Here is a 16,914-nt window from a genome sequence, read left to right as displayed (position 1 = left end):
GCTTCACTGAGCGAATCCCCGCGCGAAACCCTGCGCGAATACGCGGCTGGTGACTCCGGGGCTCGTGAAGGCATAACTGTGGCCGGAGAGACGCTTGAGCGCCATTCGTGCCTGCGATTGAAGAACTCGGGCTTCTTCATCGAGGCGCGTTGCTCCTTGATCCGTCAACCGGTAATACCGCCGGGCCCGTCCAGAAACAATCTCTTCACCGTCAGCGGCAACAAGTCCATCCCGTTCGAGGCGTTCCAAAGCGGCATAGAGCGTGGTGGCTTTCAACTCCACGCGGCCATCGGAGACCTTGGCACTCTCGAGCATGATCTCGTACCCATGCCTGCGCCCACTGGCGAGAGTGGTAAGAATCCAGAAGGCCGATGAGCTTAGCGAGGTAGACATGACTCCACCATATGCCCACTGTGGGTATATGCCAAGCTTTGTGTCAGTTTAGATTCCCGGCCATGGCAGCCGGCGTTTTATCAGCTGACTTTCCGCTGGAAAATGCGGTCCTGCAAGTACCCGCATCGGCAGAAGCCAACTCATACTTGCCAGCCTCTAGGGTCTTGATGACCGCTGCGAAAACCTGCTCGGGAGAATGTGAAAGGCTCATGGGCTTCGTTACGGGCGCATGCATGATGGCGACCTCCAGTTGGCACTGAATGTTGGCACTGAATGCTGGGACTGGCTTTAGGCACTCTCAAGGAGACCCAAGCTTCCGAAGACCAGCGTGGGCGTTGGGCAGAACTTCCCAACCCATCGCACTAGGATGCCAGTGCTTTAGGTACCCAGCACTTAGGTACCACCCATCGCGGCACCCAACCCTTGACTTCCCTCCTCTATTCCGTGAAGCTCGTCCCCAAGCCATCGATGAGAGGTCTCCATGGACACGTCACGTTTCCCCAGTTTTCCGAGTGATTTTGTGTGGGGCGTTTCCACCGCCTCCTACCAAATTGAAGGGGCCGTCAACGAAGACGGCCGGGGCCCCTCCACTTGGGATGCCTTCGTGGCCGAGCCTGGGCGCATTCACAACGGAGACACCGGAGCCATTGCCTGCGACCACTACCACCGCTATCCCGAAGACATCGCGCTCATGCAAGAGCTCGGTGTGGACGCGTACCGTTTCAGCTTCTCGTGGTCTCGCATCCAGCCCACCGGCAAAGGTGCGGTGAACGCCGTCGGACTTGGGTTTTACGACAAGCTCGTTGACGGACTACTGGAGGCCGGGATTACCCCAAGCCCCACCCTGTTCCACTGGGACACGCCTTTGGCGCTCGAGGAGACGGGAGGGTGGCTCAATCGGGAAACCGCCGAACGATTTGCCGACTACGCCCAGATTCTTGGCGAGCACTTTGCCGACAGAATCCCGCGCTGGATCACCATCAACGAACCCGTTGTGGTCACGATGCTCGGCTACGGTGCAGGCATTCACGCACCGGGGCTGGCGCTCGGTTTTGACGCACTCCCTGCCGCACACCACCTGTTGCTCGCGCACGGCCTCGGCGTTCAGGCGCTTCGTTCTGCGGGAGCTTCGAATATTGGCATCGCGAACAATCACGCACTCACATGGTCCGCCAGTGATAGCGAAGAGGATCGTGCAGCCGCCGGACTCTATGAGAACATCACCAATTGGCTCTTTGCCGACCCCATCCTCACCGGCACCTACCCCGAGGCATTGGCCCCTTTCCTCCCTCCCGTCCCTGACAGTGACTTGGCCATTATCTCCACGCCGATCGACTGGTACGGCATCAATTCCTACAACCCCACCTTGGTTGGTGCGCCCACCACCGGGGACGCCGCGCTCATGGATGGGCACGCCTTGGATGCAGCTCTTCCGTTTTCCTTGCGCGAGATTCAAGGCTATCCACGCACTGATTTCGACTGGCCCGTGGTCCCGGAAGCGTTCACTCAATTGCTTGTGAGCTTCAAGGAGCGCTATGGCGAGTCACTCCCTCCCCTATTCATCACCGAGAATGGAGCCTCCTATAGCGATGGCCCGGACGACGCCGGACGGGTCCAGGACCAGCGCCGAATCACCTACACCGATGCTCACCTGAGGGCTCTCAAAGCTGCCATGGACGCAGGTGTGGATGTCCGCGGCTACTTCCATTGGTCGCTCTTGGACAACTTTGAATGGGCTGCGGGCTACTCTCAGCGTTTCGGTCTCGTCCATGTTGACTACCAAACCCAGAAGCGCACTCCTAAGGATTCGTACTACTGGTACCAAGAATTGATCAGGTCAAATCTGAGTTAAAGTGAGCTAAAGATTGCGGCGATCCACCGACGGTCCGAGTAGTTCGCGGACCAGCGAGTGGCCGCATTCCCGTCGAAGGCTTGATGGGCAGGGAAACTTGGCGTTTCAATTCCGGAAGAGGTAGCCACTGTCCCTGCTGCGGCGTTGGGGATACCGTGTACACCGAGGCTCCACACCCCCATGGTGGCGAAGCCTTGGGTGGGGGTCAATCCGGCAAGCCGCCCATACCGTGCTTCAGTCGTTGGAAAAGTGACCTGGTCCTTGCCTGGCCCAGCAACCTTATAAGGACTCATCCGATCCCAGAACAAGCCGTCTTTGGACGTCTCAACGGCATAACCCGCCGGAGCGTTGAGCTCCCATTTAGCCGTGGCAGATCCGATTTTCTGTACAGACTCGAGGTCAATCATCAAAGCGGCTTCTTTGCCATCGGCGGATTTACTTCTCCTAGGGCGCAGGACCAAAAACTGCTGCACGGCTTCTTCATTCGGGAGCGCCCAAAGTCCCTGAATGCGAGTGCGGCATGTTGCGCGCAGGATTTGCCGGACTTCAGGCGTATAGCCTGTTGCCATGACGAACCTCTTCGATGAGAACTTCTGGGACGAGCGCTACGGCGGCAGCACAACAGTGTGGAGCGGGCAGGCAAATCCCCAACTAGTTGCTGAGTTATCTGATCCTGATGCTGGCGCCATTACAGCGCCTACTTCTGGTCCAAACAATGAACGGCCTGGCGATCGGCGTGGGGCCTCAAATATCCCTCGCACTGCTCTCGATGTGGGCTGCGGCGAAGGTGCTGATGCAGTATGGCTGGCTCGCCAAGGCTGGGACGTGACTGCTGTGGACATTTCACGTGTAGCCCTTCAACGCGCCAAGGAGCATGCAGCTGCGCTGGACTTGGCGGGTTCCATCAGCTGGGAACACCAGAATCTGTTGACCTGGACTCTCCCGGTATCCAGTTTTGGCCTTGTTTCCGCCCAGTTCATGCACTTACCCAGCGACGAACGGGAACCCCTGTACGCTCGACTCGCTACTGCGGTTACCCCCGGAGGGACACTGCTCATTGTGGGCCACTCAGCATCAGACATTCACGCAGGTGCCAGGAGACCAGATGCTCCAGATTTGTATTTCAGTACGGAGGAGCTCGCCAGCTCGCTGGATCCGCAGCAGTGGCAGGTTCTGGTCTCGGAGTCCCGGCCCCGTAGTGCGCAAAATTCTGAAGGGCAGCCGATCACAATTCATGACGAGGTTCTGCGAGCCATTCGCCTGGCCTAGTTACTGCAGGATTCCGCGAAGGAACTACTTCAGAATTTACTGCCGGTCCACACTGTGCCGGCTTTGGTATCCCGGTAACGGAGGCGCCGTGGAAACGTATCGGTGGCCGGTGGGAGTGCTGATGCAGGTTCCCGCCGGACCACCCTCTGCCACTCCATGGGACTCGCTGCCCTTGACACGTTTGGAAACCCAGCCGGGCGATTCCTTGGCCCGGTTGCAGTCCGAACACAGACCTTGACCGTTGTCCAGAGAAGTGGCTCCCCCGGCCACATAGGCTTTGATGTGGTCATACTCCCGGATTGGCGCGTCGCAATAGGGTGTTTGGCAGCGTTGACCTTGGAGCCGAAGGAATTCCTTCATGCCTTCCGGGAACAGTCTGCCCTGAGAATCCATAGCCAGAAGCTGATTGGTTTGCGGGTGGGTGAAGAGCCTCTTCAGCCACACTCGAGCTGAGAATCCTCCGTTCAGGACCATGTCGCGGGCAATAGGGGCTGGAATCGGATCGTAACCGACAAGAATGGCTGGCTCATTGTCAGTACCAAAGAGCGATCTGTCCGTCATGACCAGCTCCAAGGAGATACTGGCCTCATCCACGGTGGTGCACAACTGGTCGCCCGTGGCGCCAAACGGCGGAAAAGTTGCCGCCGGGAAGCCATCCACCGGAACACCCCGGTGATCGCTGACGGTTCCAGCGCCATCATTGCATGGGGCGTGCTGGATCAAGCGGTGCATCAGCGCGTCCGCCATGATTTGCCCTTTGCCCCGTTCATCACCAGAATTCCTGAGACTATCGGCAATCTTGGTCAGTGTGGCCAGCACACGCACTCCTTGTTTCAACGGGATCAATGCCGTCAAGAAGGTCATGCCATCTGCCGCTGGCCGAAGCGAGACATAGCGCTCTCCCACAGCTTTCTCCTGCCGCTTCACAAAAGCTTCCGGATCGAGGTTGTAGGCGGCTCTTCTGGCCGCCGCGCCGAGTTCTCGATTTCCTAGAAGCTCGACGGCGTCCATGTCACCACAGATTTTTCGATCCACCATTTGCCGGTGCTCCAGCGACAGAAAAACTGTTTCCCTAGCGACAATGCCAGCCTTGTACTCGCTGATCCTTCCTTGGGAGAATGCCTGCATGCTACACGGCATTTCCCGCACCAAGACCTCGGATAATTCACAGAGTTGGCGCCCTCTAAACGGCGATTCGTGTCTGGCAAGAGCCAATTGATGGGGAATGCCGCGACCCACTTTTTCCTTCGGGGTTCCCGCGCAAGCCTGACTAAGCCGTTGCTGGGCAACAAATAAAGTTTGCGCATGGGCCTGAGCCGCGGCAAGAGCATTTTTAGCTCGTTCAAGGGAGCCAATAACGTCAAGCAGCACGACACCGGAAACCGCTTCGACGGCTTCAGGGTCAAAACCTACATCGGAGATTTCGCCGCCCAAGGCCCGCAGTACGTCTGTGGCCAGTGTTGCCTGAGACGCGGCCTTGGTGGCATCTGATTTTGCCGTTGCCACACGTTGTGCCAAATGGGCCAGAGCGTCAGTATTTTTGCTTTCTCGGAGGGCCACTGACATTCCTTCAGTGGCAGCGACAACCTGCCCCTGCGCCCGGTGCGCAAATTCATGAGCGAGGGCCGCATCCAGCTGCGCCAGCATCACAGGGTCAAAGAAGGAATCGCACTCAGCCAACAGAGCGCTGCTGAACTCAAGCAGTCCTTGGCACTTACCCATGGCAACCGCACCGGAGTTCGCAGGTTTGGCTGGGCTGGCTTCAGCCAAGGTCTCCCACGCAGGCACACCTGTTGGTTCAATACCGACGTTGTTTGGTGCAGCCGCGGGGTCCACAGGGGGTTCAGCAGCTCTCTCGACATGCGGCCTCACCGCTGGGGCACTGCCAGTCGGCACCCCTACTTCTGGTCTATTGCCGACCGGCGACCCCAGTCCGGCAACAACCACTGGGGAACTCACCCATTCAGGAGCCGCCATGCGATTCACCGCCTTGCCATTTCGCCTAGGTCCGTCGGCAAAAGCTACGGAACCAGATTGCGTCCTTGAATCAAAGACAAATTCTGCAACAAATGTCGATTCAGATCGTCCTTGATCTACTGCTACTTACGACACTACGCACACCCTCTGACATTCTGGATGCCAGAACCACGACACCTGGATAGCCGCGGCGCCGGCCTTGCCGGTGGAGGAATGAATGAGGCAAAGCGCTAGGACAAAGCCTCAGCGGATGCCTTTCGGGGCTTGAAGCTGCGACTTCAGGCCGGGCCCCAATTCGGGGACACAAGGGTGGACACAAGGAATGGCTATGAGTCGCGCGCTCAACTCATGAGCTCACCGATGTATCCGATGTATCAGACGCCGGATACCCCTAGCCATCGAGGCAAGACGCCCCATCTGCGAGCGCAGCCAGCAAATCAACAGCGAGCCTGCCAGTCACCGAGTTTCTAGCTCATGTGCGCCTGGCCCACCTACGCCTAGCTCACCTACTCCGAGCCCAATTGCTCCGAGCCCACCTACGCCGACGGCTTTTGAGGACAGCTTTCCAGACAGGGTTTCCGGTCGCAGTTTCCCAGCCTTCCCAGCCTCCCCACCCTCCCCAGAATTCCTCGAACGCCCAAGGCTTACCCCTGCAGCAACTGAACTTAGAACCACCGCGATACCCGCTATCTGCAGGGCCCCCATCGATTGACCCGCCACTGCCCACCCGAGCACAATCGCCACTACAGGGCTGAGCAGTCCCAAGAATGCTGCGGCGCCTGCTGGCAGCCGCGATAAACCTCTGAACCAGCAGAAGTAGGCGAATGCCGTGCCAAAAACGGACAGATACAGGTACCCGAGCACATTGGTGACCTTCAACGGTTCCGCCGGCAGACCTTCAAACACCAGCAGCAAAAAGGCTAGGGAAGCTCCACCTGCCATCAGTTGCCAGGCGGTGGTGGCCAAGGCCGTGACTGGCCGGCCACCACGTGAAACCGGCTGTCCCCATTTCTTGGCCAATACCGTGCCGGCGGCCATGGACACGGTGCCTCCTGCTGCGGCCACAAGTCCCAATGCGTCCAGTCGAGCCTGCGATTGCAGCACGATCAATGCGACACCCAGCACCCCCGCCCCGCCGGCCATGAGACGTGGCACAGTCAACTTTTCGAGCAGTACCGCACTAGCCAGCACCGCCACCATCAGCGGTTGAATCCCACCAACAATGGCGGCAACTCCACCGGGCAACCGATACGCCGCAATGAACAGCAGAGCGAAGAACGCTCCGATGTTGAGCACTCCCAAGACCCACGACTTCCACCACCATGAACCCTGCGGCAGCTGACGCGAAAGGGCCAGCAAGAGCAATCCGGCGGGGAGTGCTCGCAGCACCCCGGCAAGCAGCGGCCTCCCCTCCGGTAGGAACATGGTGGTTGTGAGGTAGGTAGTCCCCCACAGGATCGGGGCCAAGGAAGTCACGAGTATCAAACTCAAATTTTTACTAAGCACTTAGCTAATATAACTAAGTGCTTAGCAAATTGCTAGAGTGGTGCCATGGCAGACCACCTTGAACGCATCCTTGCCCAATGGCACACCGAAAAACCTGAGCTGGATGTCTCTCCCATGGCAGTGATCGGGCGCTTGAGCCGGGCCGCCTCAGCCGTAGACACCCGACTCGCCGCAACGTTCGCCCAGCACGGGATGGATGCCTCTACCTTCGACGCCCTGGCCACACTCCTGCGCAGCGGGGCCCCGTACAGCCTCACCCCCGCCGCACTTGCGCGCGACGCCATGATCTCAAGCAGCGCGGTTGCCCAGCGTCTCAACAAGCTGGAAAGTCGTGGTCTGGTCAGCCGCGGCGCCAACCCCGACGACGGACGCGGCACCTTGGTCTCGCTGACCACCGCCGGCAGAAAACTAATCGAGACCACGTTGCCGGATCATCTGACTGCCGAACATGCCATCACAGGCGCGCTGAGCAAAGCAGAACAGGCACAGCTGGCAAACCTGCTGGAACGCATCACCGCAGCCGCTTCGGATCTCTGAAAGCCTCCCTCTTACTTGTTTGCCCAAAAAATTGAAGGGCACCGCGGGTGGAACAGCACAGCGGCCAGAAAACGGAGCGGCACACGAATCGATCCATGACAGACTTTCCCAATGACCAAATTGATTGCTGCGCTGGCCATTCTTGCGATGCTTGCCTGGGGCGTAACCGCGGCCGCTGCGTGGATTACCAAGAAGAAGGCCCCGCTAGCTCTCGCGGCCGGCAAGGCCCCGCTGCACGCAACTGCCGCCGATCAGGACCAGTCCATGCGCCGGGCCCAGTGGCGCACTGTGGCCGCTTTGGTCTTCGCAGCCGTCATGTTTGCCGCCCTGTTCAGGATTTCGATTGGCCTCTCCGGCCAGGAGGGCTTGCCGATCGCGGTCACTGCGGGCCTCTCTGCCAGCGGCGGGCTCCTGCTGTTCTCGGCCCTGCCCGCCGCCAAGCTCGCAACGCGCGAACGTCTCCTGCCTAGGCAATCCTTCATCTTGCCGGCAGCTGTCCTCGCCGCTTTTATCGCGTTCATCGCCTTTGTGGTGGCAACCGATCTGGTCCCGAATCTGACCCTTGAGAAGTACGACGGCGTGCCCCTCCTCCTCGTCGCCGTCCTGATCTGCGGTGCCTCACTTCTTGCCCTGCACAGGTTGAACACCACGGCCACTCTCCCGGATCCCCGCATGGCTGGCCTTGACCGCCGGTGGCGCGAAATCTCCGCCAGAAATCTACTCACCTTCATGAGCGGCGCGCTCCTGAGTTTCTTCGGCATGGCCGCGCTAGTGACTGCCATGGCACTCAACTCCGCGGCACTGAGCAAGACGGCCAGCGCTTCCGTCTCCACCCCCTGGGTAATCGCCTGCGGTGCCGGTGGCGCGGTACTAGCGCTGGCCGGCGTCGTACTTCTGGTCTTGGCGGCCAGAGGGGCGCTCGCTCTGCGCACCGCAGCACGCAAAGAAACCCTCGCGCCAGCACCCGAATAAGCGCCCACGTGAAAACCGCATAAACTGGGTGGCACCATGACTTTGACTATCACCTACCCTGCCGCGCTGCCCGTCTCGGAGCGCCGCGAGGACATCATGGCTGCCATCGCCGCCAACCAGGTCACCATCATTGCCGGCGAGACGGGGTCGGGAAAAACCACCCAAATCCCGAAGATGTGCGTGGAGTTGGGTCTGGCCGAGAAGGGCCTGATCGGTCACACGCAGCCGCGCCGCCTCGCCGCACGCACCGTGGCCGAGCGCATCGCCAGCGAACTGGGCGTGGAAATCGGCGAAGAGGTGGGCTTCCAGGTCCGTTTCACCGGCCATGTGGGCCCGCAAACTAAGATCAAACTCATGACCGACGGCATCCTGCTCGCGGAAATTCAGCGCGACCGGCTGCTGCGCAAATACTCCGTCATCATCATTGACGAGGCCCACGAACGCTCGCTAAACATCGACTTCATCCTCGGTTACCTGCGCCAAATCCTGCCCAAACGCCCGGATTTGAAAATCGTCATCACCTCGGCAACGATCGACCCCGAGCGTTTCGCCACCCACTTCGCCTCCGCGGAGGGCCCGGCGCCCATCATCGAAGTCTCCGGGCGCACCTTCCCCGTGGACATCCGTTACCGCCCCTTGAGCGGCCCGGCCAATGGGGAGGGCGCCGGGGAGGACGACGACGAACTTGAGTTGCGCTCGGACCGGAACCGACACGGTGGGAACCAGGAAGACGGCGGCAATAGTGAGGAAGACCGCGACCCGCTCGATGCCGTGTGTGACGCCGTGGATGAACTGTCCAAAGAGGCGCCCGGAGACATCCTGATCTTCTTCTCCGGTGAGCGCGAGATCCGCGACGCCGCTGACGCCCTGGCCGGCCGGGTAAAAACAAATCCGCGGCTCCGTGACGTGCAAATTCTGCCACTCTTTGCCCGGTTGTCGCTGGCCGAACAGCACGCCGTCTTTACGCCGGGCTCGCGGAAGCGGATCGTACTGGCCACCAACGTGGCTGAAACCTCGCTGACAGTGCCAGGCATTAAGTACGTCATTGACACTGGAACAGCCCGTATCTCGCGGTATTCGCACCGCACCAAGGTCCAGCGCCTGCCCATTGAGCGCGTTTCCCAGGCCTCGGCCAATCAACGTTCAGGCCGTTGCGGGCGTGTGTCTGACGGTATCTGCATCCGTTTGTACTCCGAGGAAGATTACAACGCGCGCAGCGAGTTCACCGACCCGGAAATTCTGCGCACCAACCTGGCCGCCGTCATTCTTCAAATGACGGCCATGGGCGTGGCCAAGGGACCCAAGGATGTAGAAAAGTTCCCGTTTGTGCAGCCGCCGGATTCCAGGGCCATCACCGACGGCGTGACCTTGCTCCGCGAGCTCGGTGCCGTGAGCGCCCAAGGTGGGATCACCGGCGTCGGGCGTCAGCTTTCACAGCTGCCAGTAGACCCGCGTCTGGGCCGCATGATCGTGGAAGCCGCCAAGCGCGGCGTGGCCGCCGAGGTCATGGTGCTGGCCGCGGCGCTCACCATTCAGGACCCGCGCGAACGCCCCACCGACAAGCAACAGCTGGCCACGGAAAAGCACAAGCGTTTCCAGGACGAGAACTCCGACTTCACCGGATTCCTGAATCTGTGGCGCTATATCAAGGAGAAGCAGAACGAGCTGTCTTCCAGTGCGTTCCGGCGCCTGTGCAAGGCCGAGTTCATCAATTATCTGCGGGTGCGTGAGTGGCAGGATTTGTTCACCCAGCTCAAGCAAATGGCGAAGTCGGTGGATATCAAGGTCGCAGGCTCCGAGATCGATCCGGTGGCCAATCACGACGCCATTCACATGTCGCTGCTGACCGGCCTGCTCAGCCATATTGGTCTATATGACCAGCGCAAGCGTGAATATGCCGGCGCGCGCGGCACCAAGTTCATGGTGTTCCCGGGCTCGGCCTTGTTTAAGAAGTCGCCCGATTGGGTCATGGCCGCCGAGCTCGTGGAAACCTCACGGCTCTGGGCGCGCGTGGCCGCGAAGTTCGATCCCCTGTGGGCGGAGCAGGTGGCGCCAGATCTGGTGAAGCGCACGTACAGTGAGCCGCACTGGTCCAAGAAAATGGGCTCGGTCATGGCGCACGAGAAGGTCACGCTCTACGGTGTCCCGATCGTGCCGAACCGCCGCATCCACTACGGGAAGATCGATCCGGAACTGAGCCGGGAGATGTTCATCCGCCATGCCCTCGTGGAGGGTGATTGGCACACCAACCACAAGTTCTTCCACCGCAACCAGGCCCTGTTGGCCGAGGTGGAAGAGCTGGAAACCCGCATGCGTCGGCGTGATTTGCGCGTGGATGACGAGACGCTGTTCGAGTTCTACGATGAGCGTGTGGGCGCCGATGTTGTCTCAGAGCGCCACTTCGACAAGTGGTGGAAGGACGCCCGGCACGAGAACGCGGCACTGCTGGACTTTGACACGCAGGTGGTCATGGCCGAGGAGCCGGAGCTGGATGAGGCCGCCTTCCCCAAGCTGTGGACGCAGGGCGAGTTTGAGCTGCCGCTTTCTTATGAGTTCCATCCCACCGCGCCGGGTTCTGCCCCCAACCCGTCCGACGGCGTGACCGTTCAGGTGCCGCTGTTGTTCCTGAACCAGCTGTCGGAAGCTCCGTTTAGGTGGCAGATTCCGGGCCTGCGTGCCGAGATGGTCACTGCCCTGATTAAGTCGCTGCCCAAGGCGATTCGGAAGAACTTTATTCCGGCACCGGATGTTGCGCGGCAGGCTGCGGCATCGCTGGCCGAGGACTTCGATCCTTCGGTGGATGCGTTGGAGCCTTCCCTTGAGCTGGCCCTGCGCCGACTCAAGGGCCATGTCATTCCGCCCGGTTCCTGGAATTGGGACGCCGTGCCGAGTCATTTGCGCATGACGTTCTCCGTGGTGGATAAGAATGGCCGGATTTTGGAAGAGGGCCAGAATCTCTCCGAGCTGGCGTCCAAGCTGGCCGGAGCCACCCGGCGCGCCATTGCTGAATCGCTCGGCGCAACGCCGAAGACAACGCAGCCAGGCCGGGCTCCGCTGGCCAACCCGCTGGCCAACCCGCTGACTAACCCTTCCGCGAAGAACCCCAAGAACCCGTCCGCCAACGGCACCACAGCGGCAGGTAGCGCAACGGCGCAAGGTGCCGCTCCGGCGTCGAACATTAGCGGCGGCACAATCGCTGTGACGGACGGTATTGCGGAGCGTTCCGGGATCACCACGTGGGATGTGGGCACGCTCCCCCGCGAAGTCAAGCGTCTGGTAGGCGGGCACACGGTGACCGGTTATCCGGCGCTGGTGGATGAGGGCGTCACCGCCGGGATTCGCGTGTTCCAGCGCCAGGATATGCAGGAATCGGCCATGCGTGGCGGCGTCATTCGGCTGCTGGCGTTGCGTGTACCTTCGCCGGATCGCTACGTTTTGGACCACCTGAGCAACACTGAAAAGCTCACGTTCAGCCAGAACCCCCACGGCAGCGTCACTGAATTGATTGCGGACTGCACGCTGGCCACCATCGACAAGCTGACCCCGGCCGCGCTGCCCTGGAACAGAGCAGATTTCGACGCGCTGTATGAAGTAGTCCGCGCGGAACTGATTGACACGGTGTTCTCGGTGACCGCCGTCGTCGAACGGGTCTTGGCGTCCACTATGCGCATCCAAAAGCAGCTGCGAGCCACCACGAGCCTGCCGCTGATCAGCGCCCTGAACGATATCAAGCAGCAGCTGGACCTGCTCGTGTACCCGGGCTTCGTGGCCAAGACGGGCTTTGCCCAGCTGAGTCAGTTGCCGCGGTACTTGGGTGCCATTGAGAAGCGTCTGGAGAAACTACCCAGCAATGTGGCGCGCGATGGCCAGTCGCTGGCCGCCGTGCAGCGTCTTGAAGACGAGTACGACGACGCCGTGGCGGCCCTGCTGCCCGGCCAGCGGTCCACGGCTGGGCTGGATCATGTGCGCTGGATGATCGAGGAACTGCGCGTGAGCCTGTTTGCCGTGGAGTTGGGGACGGCGTATTCGGTCTCAGAAAAGCGAATCCGGGTGGCGCTGGCGAAGGCCATGGCCTGACCCAGCAGGAGTTGTCACTGCGTTCGCCAAAGCCAGTACCGATTCCGCCGTTACACTTCGGGTTCGACCGGGGCAGCCTCGGACGCTGAATCTGCCGCCTCCGGCCCGCCGGGTGACTCCGCGTCCTGCGGGTGGTGTCCGAACGGGTCAATGCGTGGGCGTTTATCTACCGGAAGCCGTCCCCGCAATCGGGCAGTGAGCGCACGCAGATTCATCAAGGGGGAATCCTGGTTCGGGCCCTCGACTTCCAGCCCGTAAAAGTCGCCAATGTGTTCCACGAAGGCCATGCGCCTGGCCTTTTCGTAGGCGCGCGATTCGCGGGAGAAGGCCCGGTAGGTGGACCAGCAAATCAAGATCAGCACAACGCTGAAGGGCAGTGCAATGATGATTGCCGCCGTCTTCAGGGCCTCCAAGCCACCGGACAGTAGCAGGGCGCTAGCCAGTAGCGATGTGGTCAGGGTGAAGAAGATGCGGATCCAGTTCTTGGGTTCCACGTCTCCGCCGCTGGCGATCATGCCCATCACCAGTGCGCCCGAATCGGCGGAGGTCACGAAGAAGATCACGATCATGATGATCGCCCCAAAGGTGAGCACCCCGCCGGCCGGAATCTGCGCCAACGTCGCAAACAGGGCGCCAGCGGCGTCAACCGTCCCGTCCGGACCCACCAGCCCGCCTTTGCCGGAGAGCTCGGAATACAGTGCAGTACCGCCCAGCACGCTGAACCACAGCAGTGTTACCAAGGTGGGCACAAGGATGACTCCGGCCACGAATTGGCGTACTGTGCGTCCCTTGGAAATCCGGGCAATGAAGATCCCCACAAACGGGGCCCAAGAGATCCACCAGCCCCAGTAGAACGTGGTCCAGGTGGACTGCCAGGCCTCGCCCTCCGCGCCGGAGAAGGCGCTGACATTGAAGGCCATGCCCAGGAAGTTCTGCAGATAATTGCCGGTGGACTGCACAAAGTTGCGCAGCAGGAACTGGGTGGGGCCGACCACGAGCAGGAAGACCACGAAGATGCCGGCCAGGATGAGGTTGGTGTTCGAGAGCCATTTCATGCCCTTGCCCACGCCTGAAAGCACCGAAAAAAGCACGAAGCAGGTGATCACCGCAATGATGACAATGTCAATGAACAACGACGAGGTGATCAGCCCGGCACTTTCCAGTCCGGCGCTGATCTGCAACACACCCAACCCGAGCGAGGTGGCCACGCCGAAGATCGTTCCCACCAGTGCGACGACGTCGATGAGGTTGCCCAGACCGCCACGAACCCTTTTTCCGAACAGGGGCTCAAGGGTCCAGCGGATCGATACCGGCCGGCCGCGACGGTGGATGGCGTAAGCCAGTGCCAACCCGATGACCACGTAGATCGACCAGGCATGGACGCCCCAGTGCAGGAAGGTTTGTGAGAGCGCCTGCTGGGCGAGCTCAGCGGGGGCTCCGGTGGTACCGGGCTTCGGTGAAGCGAAGTGGGTCAAGGGCTCACTGACGCCGTAGAACACCAAGCCAATGCCCATGCCCGCGGCGAACAACAGGGAAAACCAGGAGCCGAGCGAAAATTCGGGTTCGTCGTCGTCCTTGCCCAACTTGATATCGCCAAATTTGCCGAAGCCGACCCACAAGCAGAAGATCACCAGCGCTGTGGCCAACAGAACGTAGTACCAGTTGAAGTAGCCGACGATGGTGCCCTGGATTTCCGAAAACAGGTTCTCGGCGAACTCGGGCGCAATCATGGCAAATGACGCGAAAATGATGACAATTAAGGCTGCTGGCCAGAATACCCAGCGATGGACCCGTGACGTGGCTTTTGTTTCTGACATTTTTCCAGCATATGCGAATTTTTCCCTGAGACGCCGCTACTCAGCTTAGTACTCAACGGTGCGTTTCCGCTGCCACCGGCGGACCTCGGCCCGCCGGCGCTCACCTTTCGAAGAATCGTGGCAGGTGCCGCCGCCAGGTCAGGCTACGGACCAGCCGCCGTCGGAAGGCAGGATGACGCCGTTGACGTTCACGCCGTCGTCGCTGAGCAAGAACGTGATGGAGGCTGCGAGCGCGTCGGCTTCGGCTGCGTCAGGCAGAACAGCCATGGCGCGACGAACACGTGCAGCACCCAGCTCGGAATCGAAGCGAGCCTCAATGTTGGTGATGACCGGTCCCGGCGCGACAGCATTGACGCGAATGCCACTGGGCCCGTACATGAACGCGCTGCTCTTGGTCAGACCAGCGACGGCGTGCTTGGACGCTGTATACGCAGCTCCGGCGGCGGAACCGCGCAATGCAGCCTCGGAAGCCACGTTGACAATGGAACCCTGGGCTTGTGCGAGCATGGTGGGAACCACGGCGCGCATGAGCTTCATGGTTCCGTTGACGTTAATGTTGAACACGCGGTTCCACACATCGTCGGCCACCTCGTGCACGGGGGTCATGTTGTCCATGACCCCCGCAACGTTTGCCAGCCCGTCAATGCGCTCACCGGCAGCTTCGACAATGGCTGCCACGGCGTCGTCGTCGGTGATATCCCCGGAGACAGTAACGATGTTGCCCTCGGGCAGGGCAGCGGCGAATTCCCTCAAGCGTTCGGCAGAAATGTCGACGGCGATGACCCGGCCACCCTCACGGGCCACGCGGGATGCTGTGGCCCGGCCAATTCCCGAACCGGCACCTGTGACGATGATGGTCTTGCCGGAGAAGCGGCCCTGGGTGACCTTCTCCACCCATACGGGCACCTCCGGTCCCGCCGCTGCGGCGGAGACAGGTGCAGAAGCAGGTGCTGGCTCTTCGGCCGGAATGTCTCCGGACTCAACACGCTGCACCAAGCCGTCAATCATGTCCTGCGTGAACGCTCCCTGACTCACCTCGACCAATCGGTTGAGCGCCATCTTGCCCACAGGGCGCAGGGAATCGGCACCCTGGCCGCCAGCTGCCAACGTGGCACGCAGCACAGGACCACCTGCCGGATCAGCCAACCAGGTGTTAATGGTTGATTCGCCGCTGAGGTCATTGGGGTTATTGATGTTATTGCTCATGGAAAACGATCTCCGTTCCGAAGGATTGATTTACTGTTGCAGATTCTCGGCTGAAAGCTCGTCTGCGTGCACCGATTCCACAACTACCGGACAACTCTGTCCGGTTATAGACTAGCACTGTGCCAACGAAGCGAAAAGTCAATCTAGGACCCAGCGCCGGACCCGCGAATCGGGCTGCGCTGATAGCAGCTGCCCGGGAGGTCTTTGCCGAATCCGGCTTCATGGCTCCCTTGAGCGCGGTGGCTCGGCGGGCGCAGGTGGGCCAAGGCAGCCTCTACCGACATTTCCCCGACCGAATTGCCTTGGCGGTGGCGGTTTTTGATGACAACATCACGGCCTTGGAGACGTTGGCAGAACTCTCCGATTCAACGCTCGTGGACCTCTTCGATAGCGTGGCTCAACAGGTCATCGCCTCCACCGCTTTGATCGACATGATTATTTCCGAGCGCGATCAGCGCGCCGAACATCTGGCCACGCGCATGACAGCAGTGGCCGCGGCGCTGCTCGCCCGGGACCAGGACCAGGGACGCATCGCCGCTACCGTGGAGCCGGCCGATGTGATGCTGGCCATTGGCATGCTGGCGTCGTTACTATCCCGGACCCCGGTGGCTGAGCGGATGGAGTCCGCGACTCGGGCCCGGGCCATATTCAGGGCGGCATTCGTTCCGCGCGCGCCGTAGCGCCACCAGCAGACCCCACAAAACCACGCACGACGGCGGCACTCACCGGGGCGCCGTCGCCTGCGCCTGTGCGCCGTCGTCTGCGGCTGGTTAACTGCTAACGGTGCGCCACTCAATGAGTGGCGCACCGTTCGATGTTAACCGTACGCAGGTGCAAAGTGCAGGCCTGCAGCAATCGCGAAATTAAGCCTCCGGGACGAACTCCCCGTGCCCGGCTTCGCGCAAGGCCACCCGGAGCTTTTCGGCGTTGGCGTCCATAGCGGCCGGATCCGGGTTGTTGTTGACCGTGCCAAAGTCGAAGTTTTCCAGCCCATAGGCCGGGAACACGTGCACGTGCAGGTGCTCCACTTCGAATCCGGCAATGGTCAGCCCGGCGCGCGGTGCACCAAAAGCGGCAACCTGGGCCTGACCGATGGTCTGGGCCACGGCCATCAACTTCGTGACCAGCTCCGGGGCCGCGTCTGTCCACTTGTCCACTTCCAGGCGCGGGACCACTAGGACATGCCCGTCGGTCAGGGGCCCGATGGTCAGGAAGGACACGCAGTCATCGTCCTTCCAGACAAAGCGTCCGGGAATCTGGCCTTCGATGATCTTGGTAAACAGGGTGCTCAAGAAATGCTCCTCATAT

General features: G+C 60.8%; 13 protein-coding genes. 6 read left to right on the top strand and 7 right to left on the bottom strand.

Annotated features, from left to right (window positions below; all coding sequences use genetic code 11):
- Positions 1 to 3: 3 nt before the first annotated feature.
- Positions 4 to 393: a PadR family transcriptional regulator gene (locus AB0P14_RS04895; protein WP_363838570.1), complete on the bottom strand. Its 390-nt coding sequence runs from the start codon at positions 391 to 393 to the stop codon at positions 4 to 6.
- A gap of 481 nt (positions 394 to 874) precedes the next feature.
- On the opposite strand from AB0P14_RS04895, the gene AB0P14_RS04890 reads away from it, so the two are divergent.
- Positions 875 to 2,245: a GH1 family beta-glucosidase gene (locus AB0P14_RS04890; protein WP_363838567.1), complete on the top strand. Its 1,371-nt coding sequence runs from the start codon at positions 875 to 877 to the stop codon at positions 2,243 to 2,245.
- Here AB0P14_RS04890 and AB0P14_RS04885 read toward each other — a convergent pair.
- Positions 2,242 to 2,814, bottom strand: coding sequence for a hypothetical protein (locus AB0P14_RS04885; RefSeq protein ID WP_363838564.1), 573 nt, complete (start codon positions 2,812 to 2,814; stop codon positions 2,242 to 2,244). The two genes, AB0P14_RS04890 and AB0P14_RS04885, sit on opposite strands and share 4 nt — an antisense overlap.
- On the opposite strand from AB0P14_RS04885, the gene AB0P14_RS04880 reads away from it, so the two are divergent.
- Positions 2,813 to 3,514: a class I SAM-dependent methyltransferase gene (locus AB0P14_RS04880; RefSeq protein WP_363838562.1), complete on the top strand. Its 702-nt coding sequence runs from the start codon at positions 2,813 to 2,815 to the stop codon at positions 3,512 to 3,514. The genes AB0P14_RS04885 and AB0P14_RS04880 overlap by 2 nt on opposite strands.
- 36 nt (positions 3,515 to 3,550) lie before the next feature.
- Here the strand turns inward: AB0P14_RS04880 and AB0P14_RS04875 are convergent, their stop codons facing one another.
- Both AB0P14_RS04875 and AB0P14_RS04870 read right to left on the bottom strand, forming a co-directional pair.
- Positions 3,551 to 5,302, bottom strand: coding sequence for a DUF222 domain-containing protein (locus AB0P14_RS04875; RefSeq protein ID WP_363838559.1), 1,752 nt, complete (start codon positions 5,300 to 5,302; stop codon positions 3,551 to 3,553).
- 645 nt (positions 5,303 to 5,947) lie between these two features.
- Positions 5,948 to 6,967, bottom strand: coding sequence for an EamA family transporter (locus tag AB0P14_RS04870; RefSeq protein WP_363839344.1), 1,020 nt, complete (start codon positions 6,965 to 6,967; stop codon positions 5,948 to 5,950).
- A 75-nt stretch (positions 6,968 to 7,042) separates the two neighbouring features.
- Here AB0P14_RS04870 and AB0P14_RS04865 point away from each other — a divergent pair, with 75 nt between their 5' ends.
- The 3 genes from AB0P14_RS04865 (at position 7,043) to hrpA (ending at position 12,583) form a co-directional block, all read left to right on the top strand.
- Positions 7,043 to 7,534, top strand: coding sequence for a MarR family transcriptional regulator (locus AB0P14_RS04865; RefSeq protein ID WP_363838556.1), 492 nt, complete (start codon positions 7,043 to 7,045; stop codon positions 7,532 to 7,534).
- Positions 7,535 to 7,645: 111 nt separating this feature from the next.
- A complete protein-coding gene (locus tag AB0P14_RS04860; RefSeq protein WP_363838554.1) occupies positions 7,646 to 8,506 on the top strand; it encodes a hypothetical protein in 861 nt (286 codons plus the stop codon).
- 36 nt (positions 8,507 to 8,542) lie between these two features.
- Positions 8,543 to 12,583, top strand: coding sequence for an ATP-dependent RNA helicase HrpA (gene hrpA / locus AB0P14_RS04855; protein WP_363838551.1), 4,041 nt, complete (start codon positions 8,543 to 8,545; stop codon positions 12,581 to 12,583).
- 50 nt (positions 12,584 to 12,633) lie between these two features.
- On the opposite strand, the gene AB0P14_RS04850 is transcribed toward hrpA, so the two are convergent.
- Entirely contained in the window at positions 12,634 to 14,400 is a 1,767-nt protein-coding gene (locus AB0P14_RS04850) for a BCCT family transporter (RefSeq protein WP_363838549.1), read from the bottom strand.
- Between the two features lie 138 nt (positions 14,401 to 14,538).
- Positions 14,539 to 15,606, bottom strand: a complete 1,068-nt coding sequence (locus AB0P14_RS04845) for an SDR family NAD(P)-dependent oxidoreductase (protein ID WP_363838546.1) — start codon at positions 15,604 to 15,606, stop codon at positions 14,539 to 14,541.
- 119 nt (positions 15,607 to 15,725) lie between these two features.
- Here AB0P14_RS04845 and AB0P14_RS04840 point away from each other — a divergent pair, with 119 nt between their 5' ends.
- Positions 15,726 to 16,286, top strand: coding sequence for a helix-turn-helix domain-containing protein (locus AB0P14_RS04840; RefSeq protein WP_363838543.1), 561 nt, complete (start codon positions 15,726 to 15,728; stop codon positions 16,284 to 16,286).
- Between the two features lie 183 nt (positions 16,287 to 16,469).
- Here AB0P14_RS04840 and AB0P14_RS04835 read toward each other — a convergent pair whose 3' ends face one another.
- Positions 16,470 to 16,898 carry an HIT family protein gene (locus tag AB0P14_RS04835; RefSeq protein WP_363838541.1) on the bottom strand — a complete coding sequence of 143 codons (429 nt, stop codon included), beginning with the start codon at positions 16,896 to 16,898 and terminating at the stop codon, positions 16,470 to 16,472.
- Positions 16,899 to 16,914: the final 16 nt, after the last annotated feature.

The organism is Specibacter sp. NPDC078709 (assembly GCF_040686795.1).
In the GTDB taxonomy this organism is placed as follows: domain Bacteria; phylum Actinomycetota; class Actinomycetes; order Actinomycetales; family Micrococcaceae; genus Specibacter.
The sequence above is the reverse complement of the archived record's forward strand: the minus strand, read 5'-3'. Positions and strand labels throughout refer to the sequence as shown.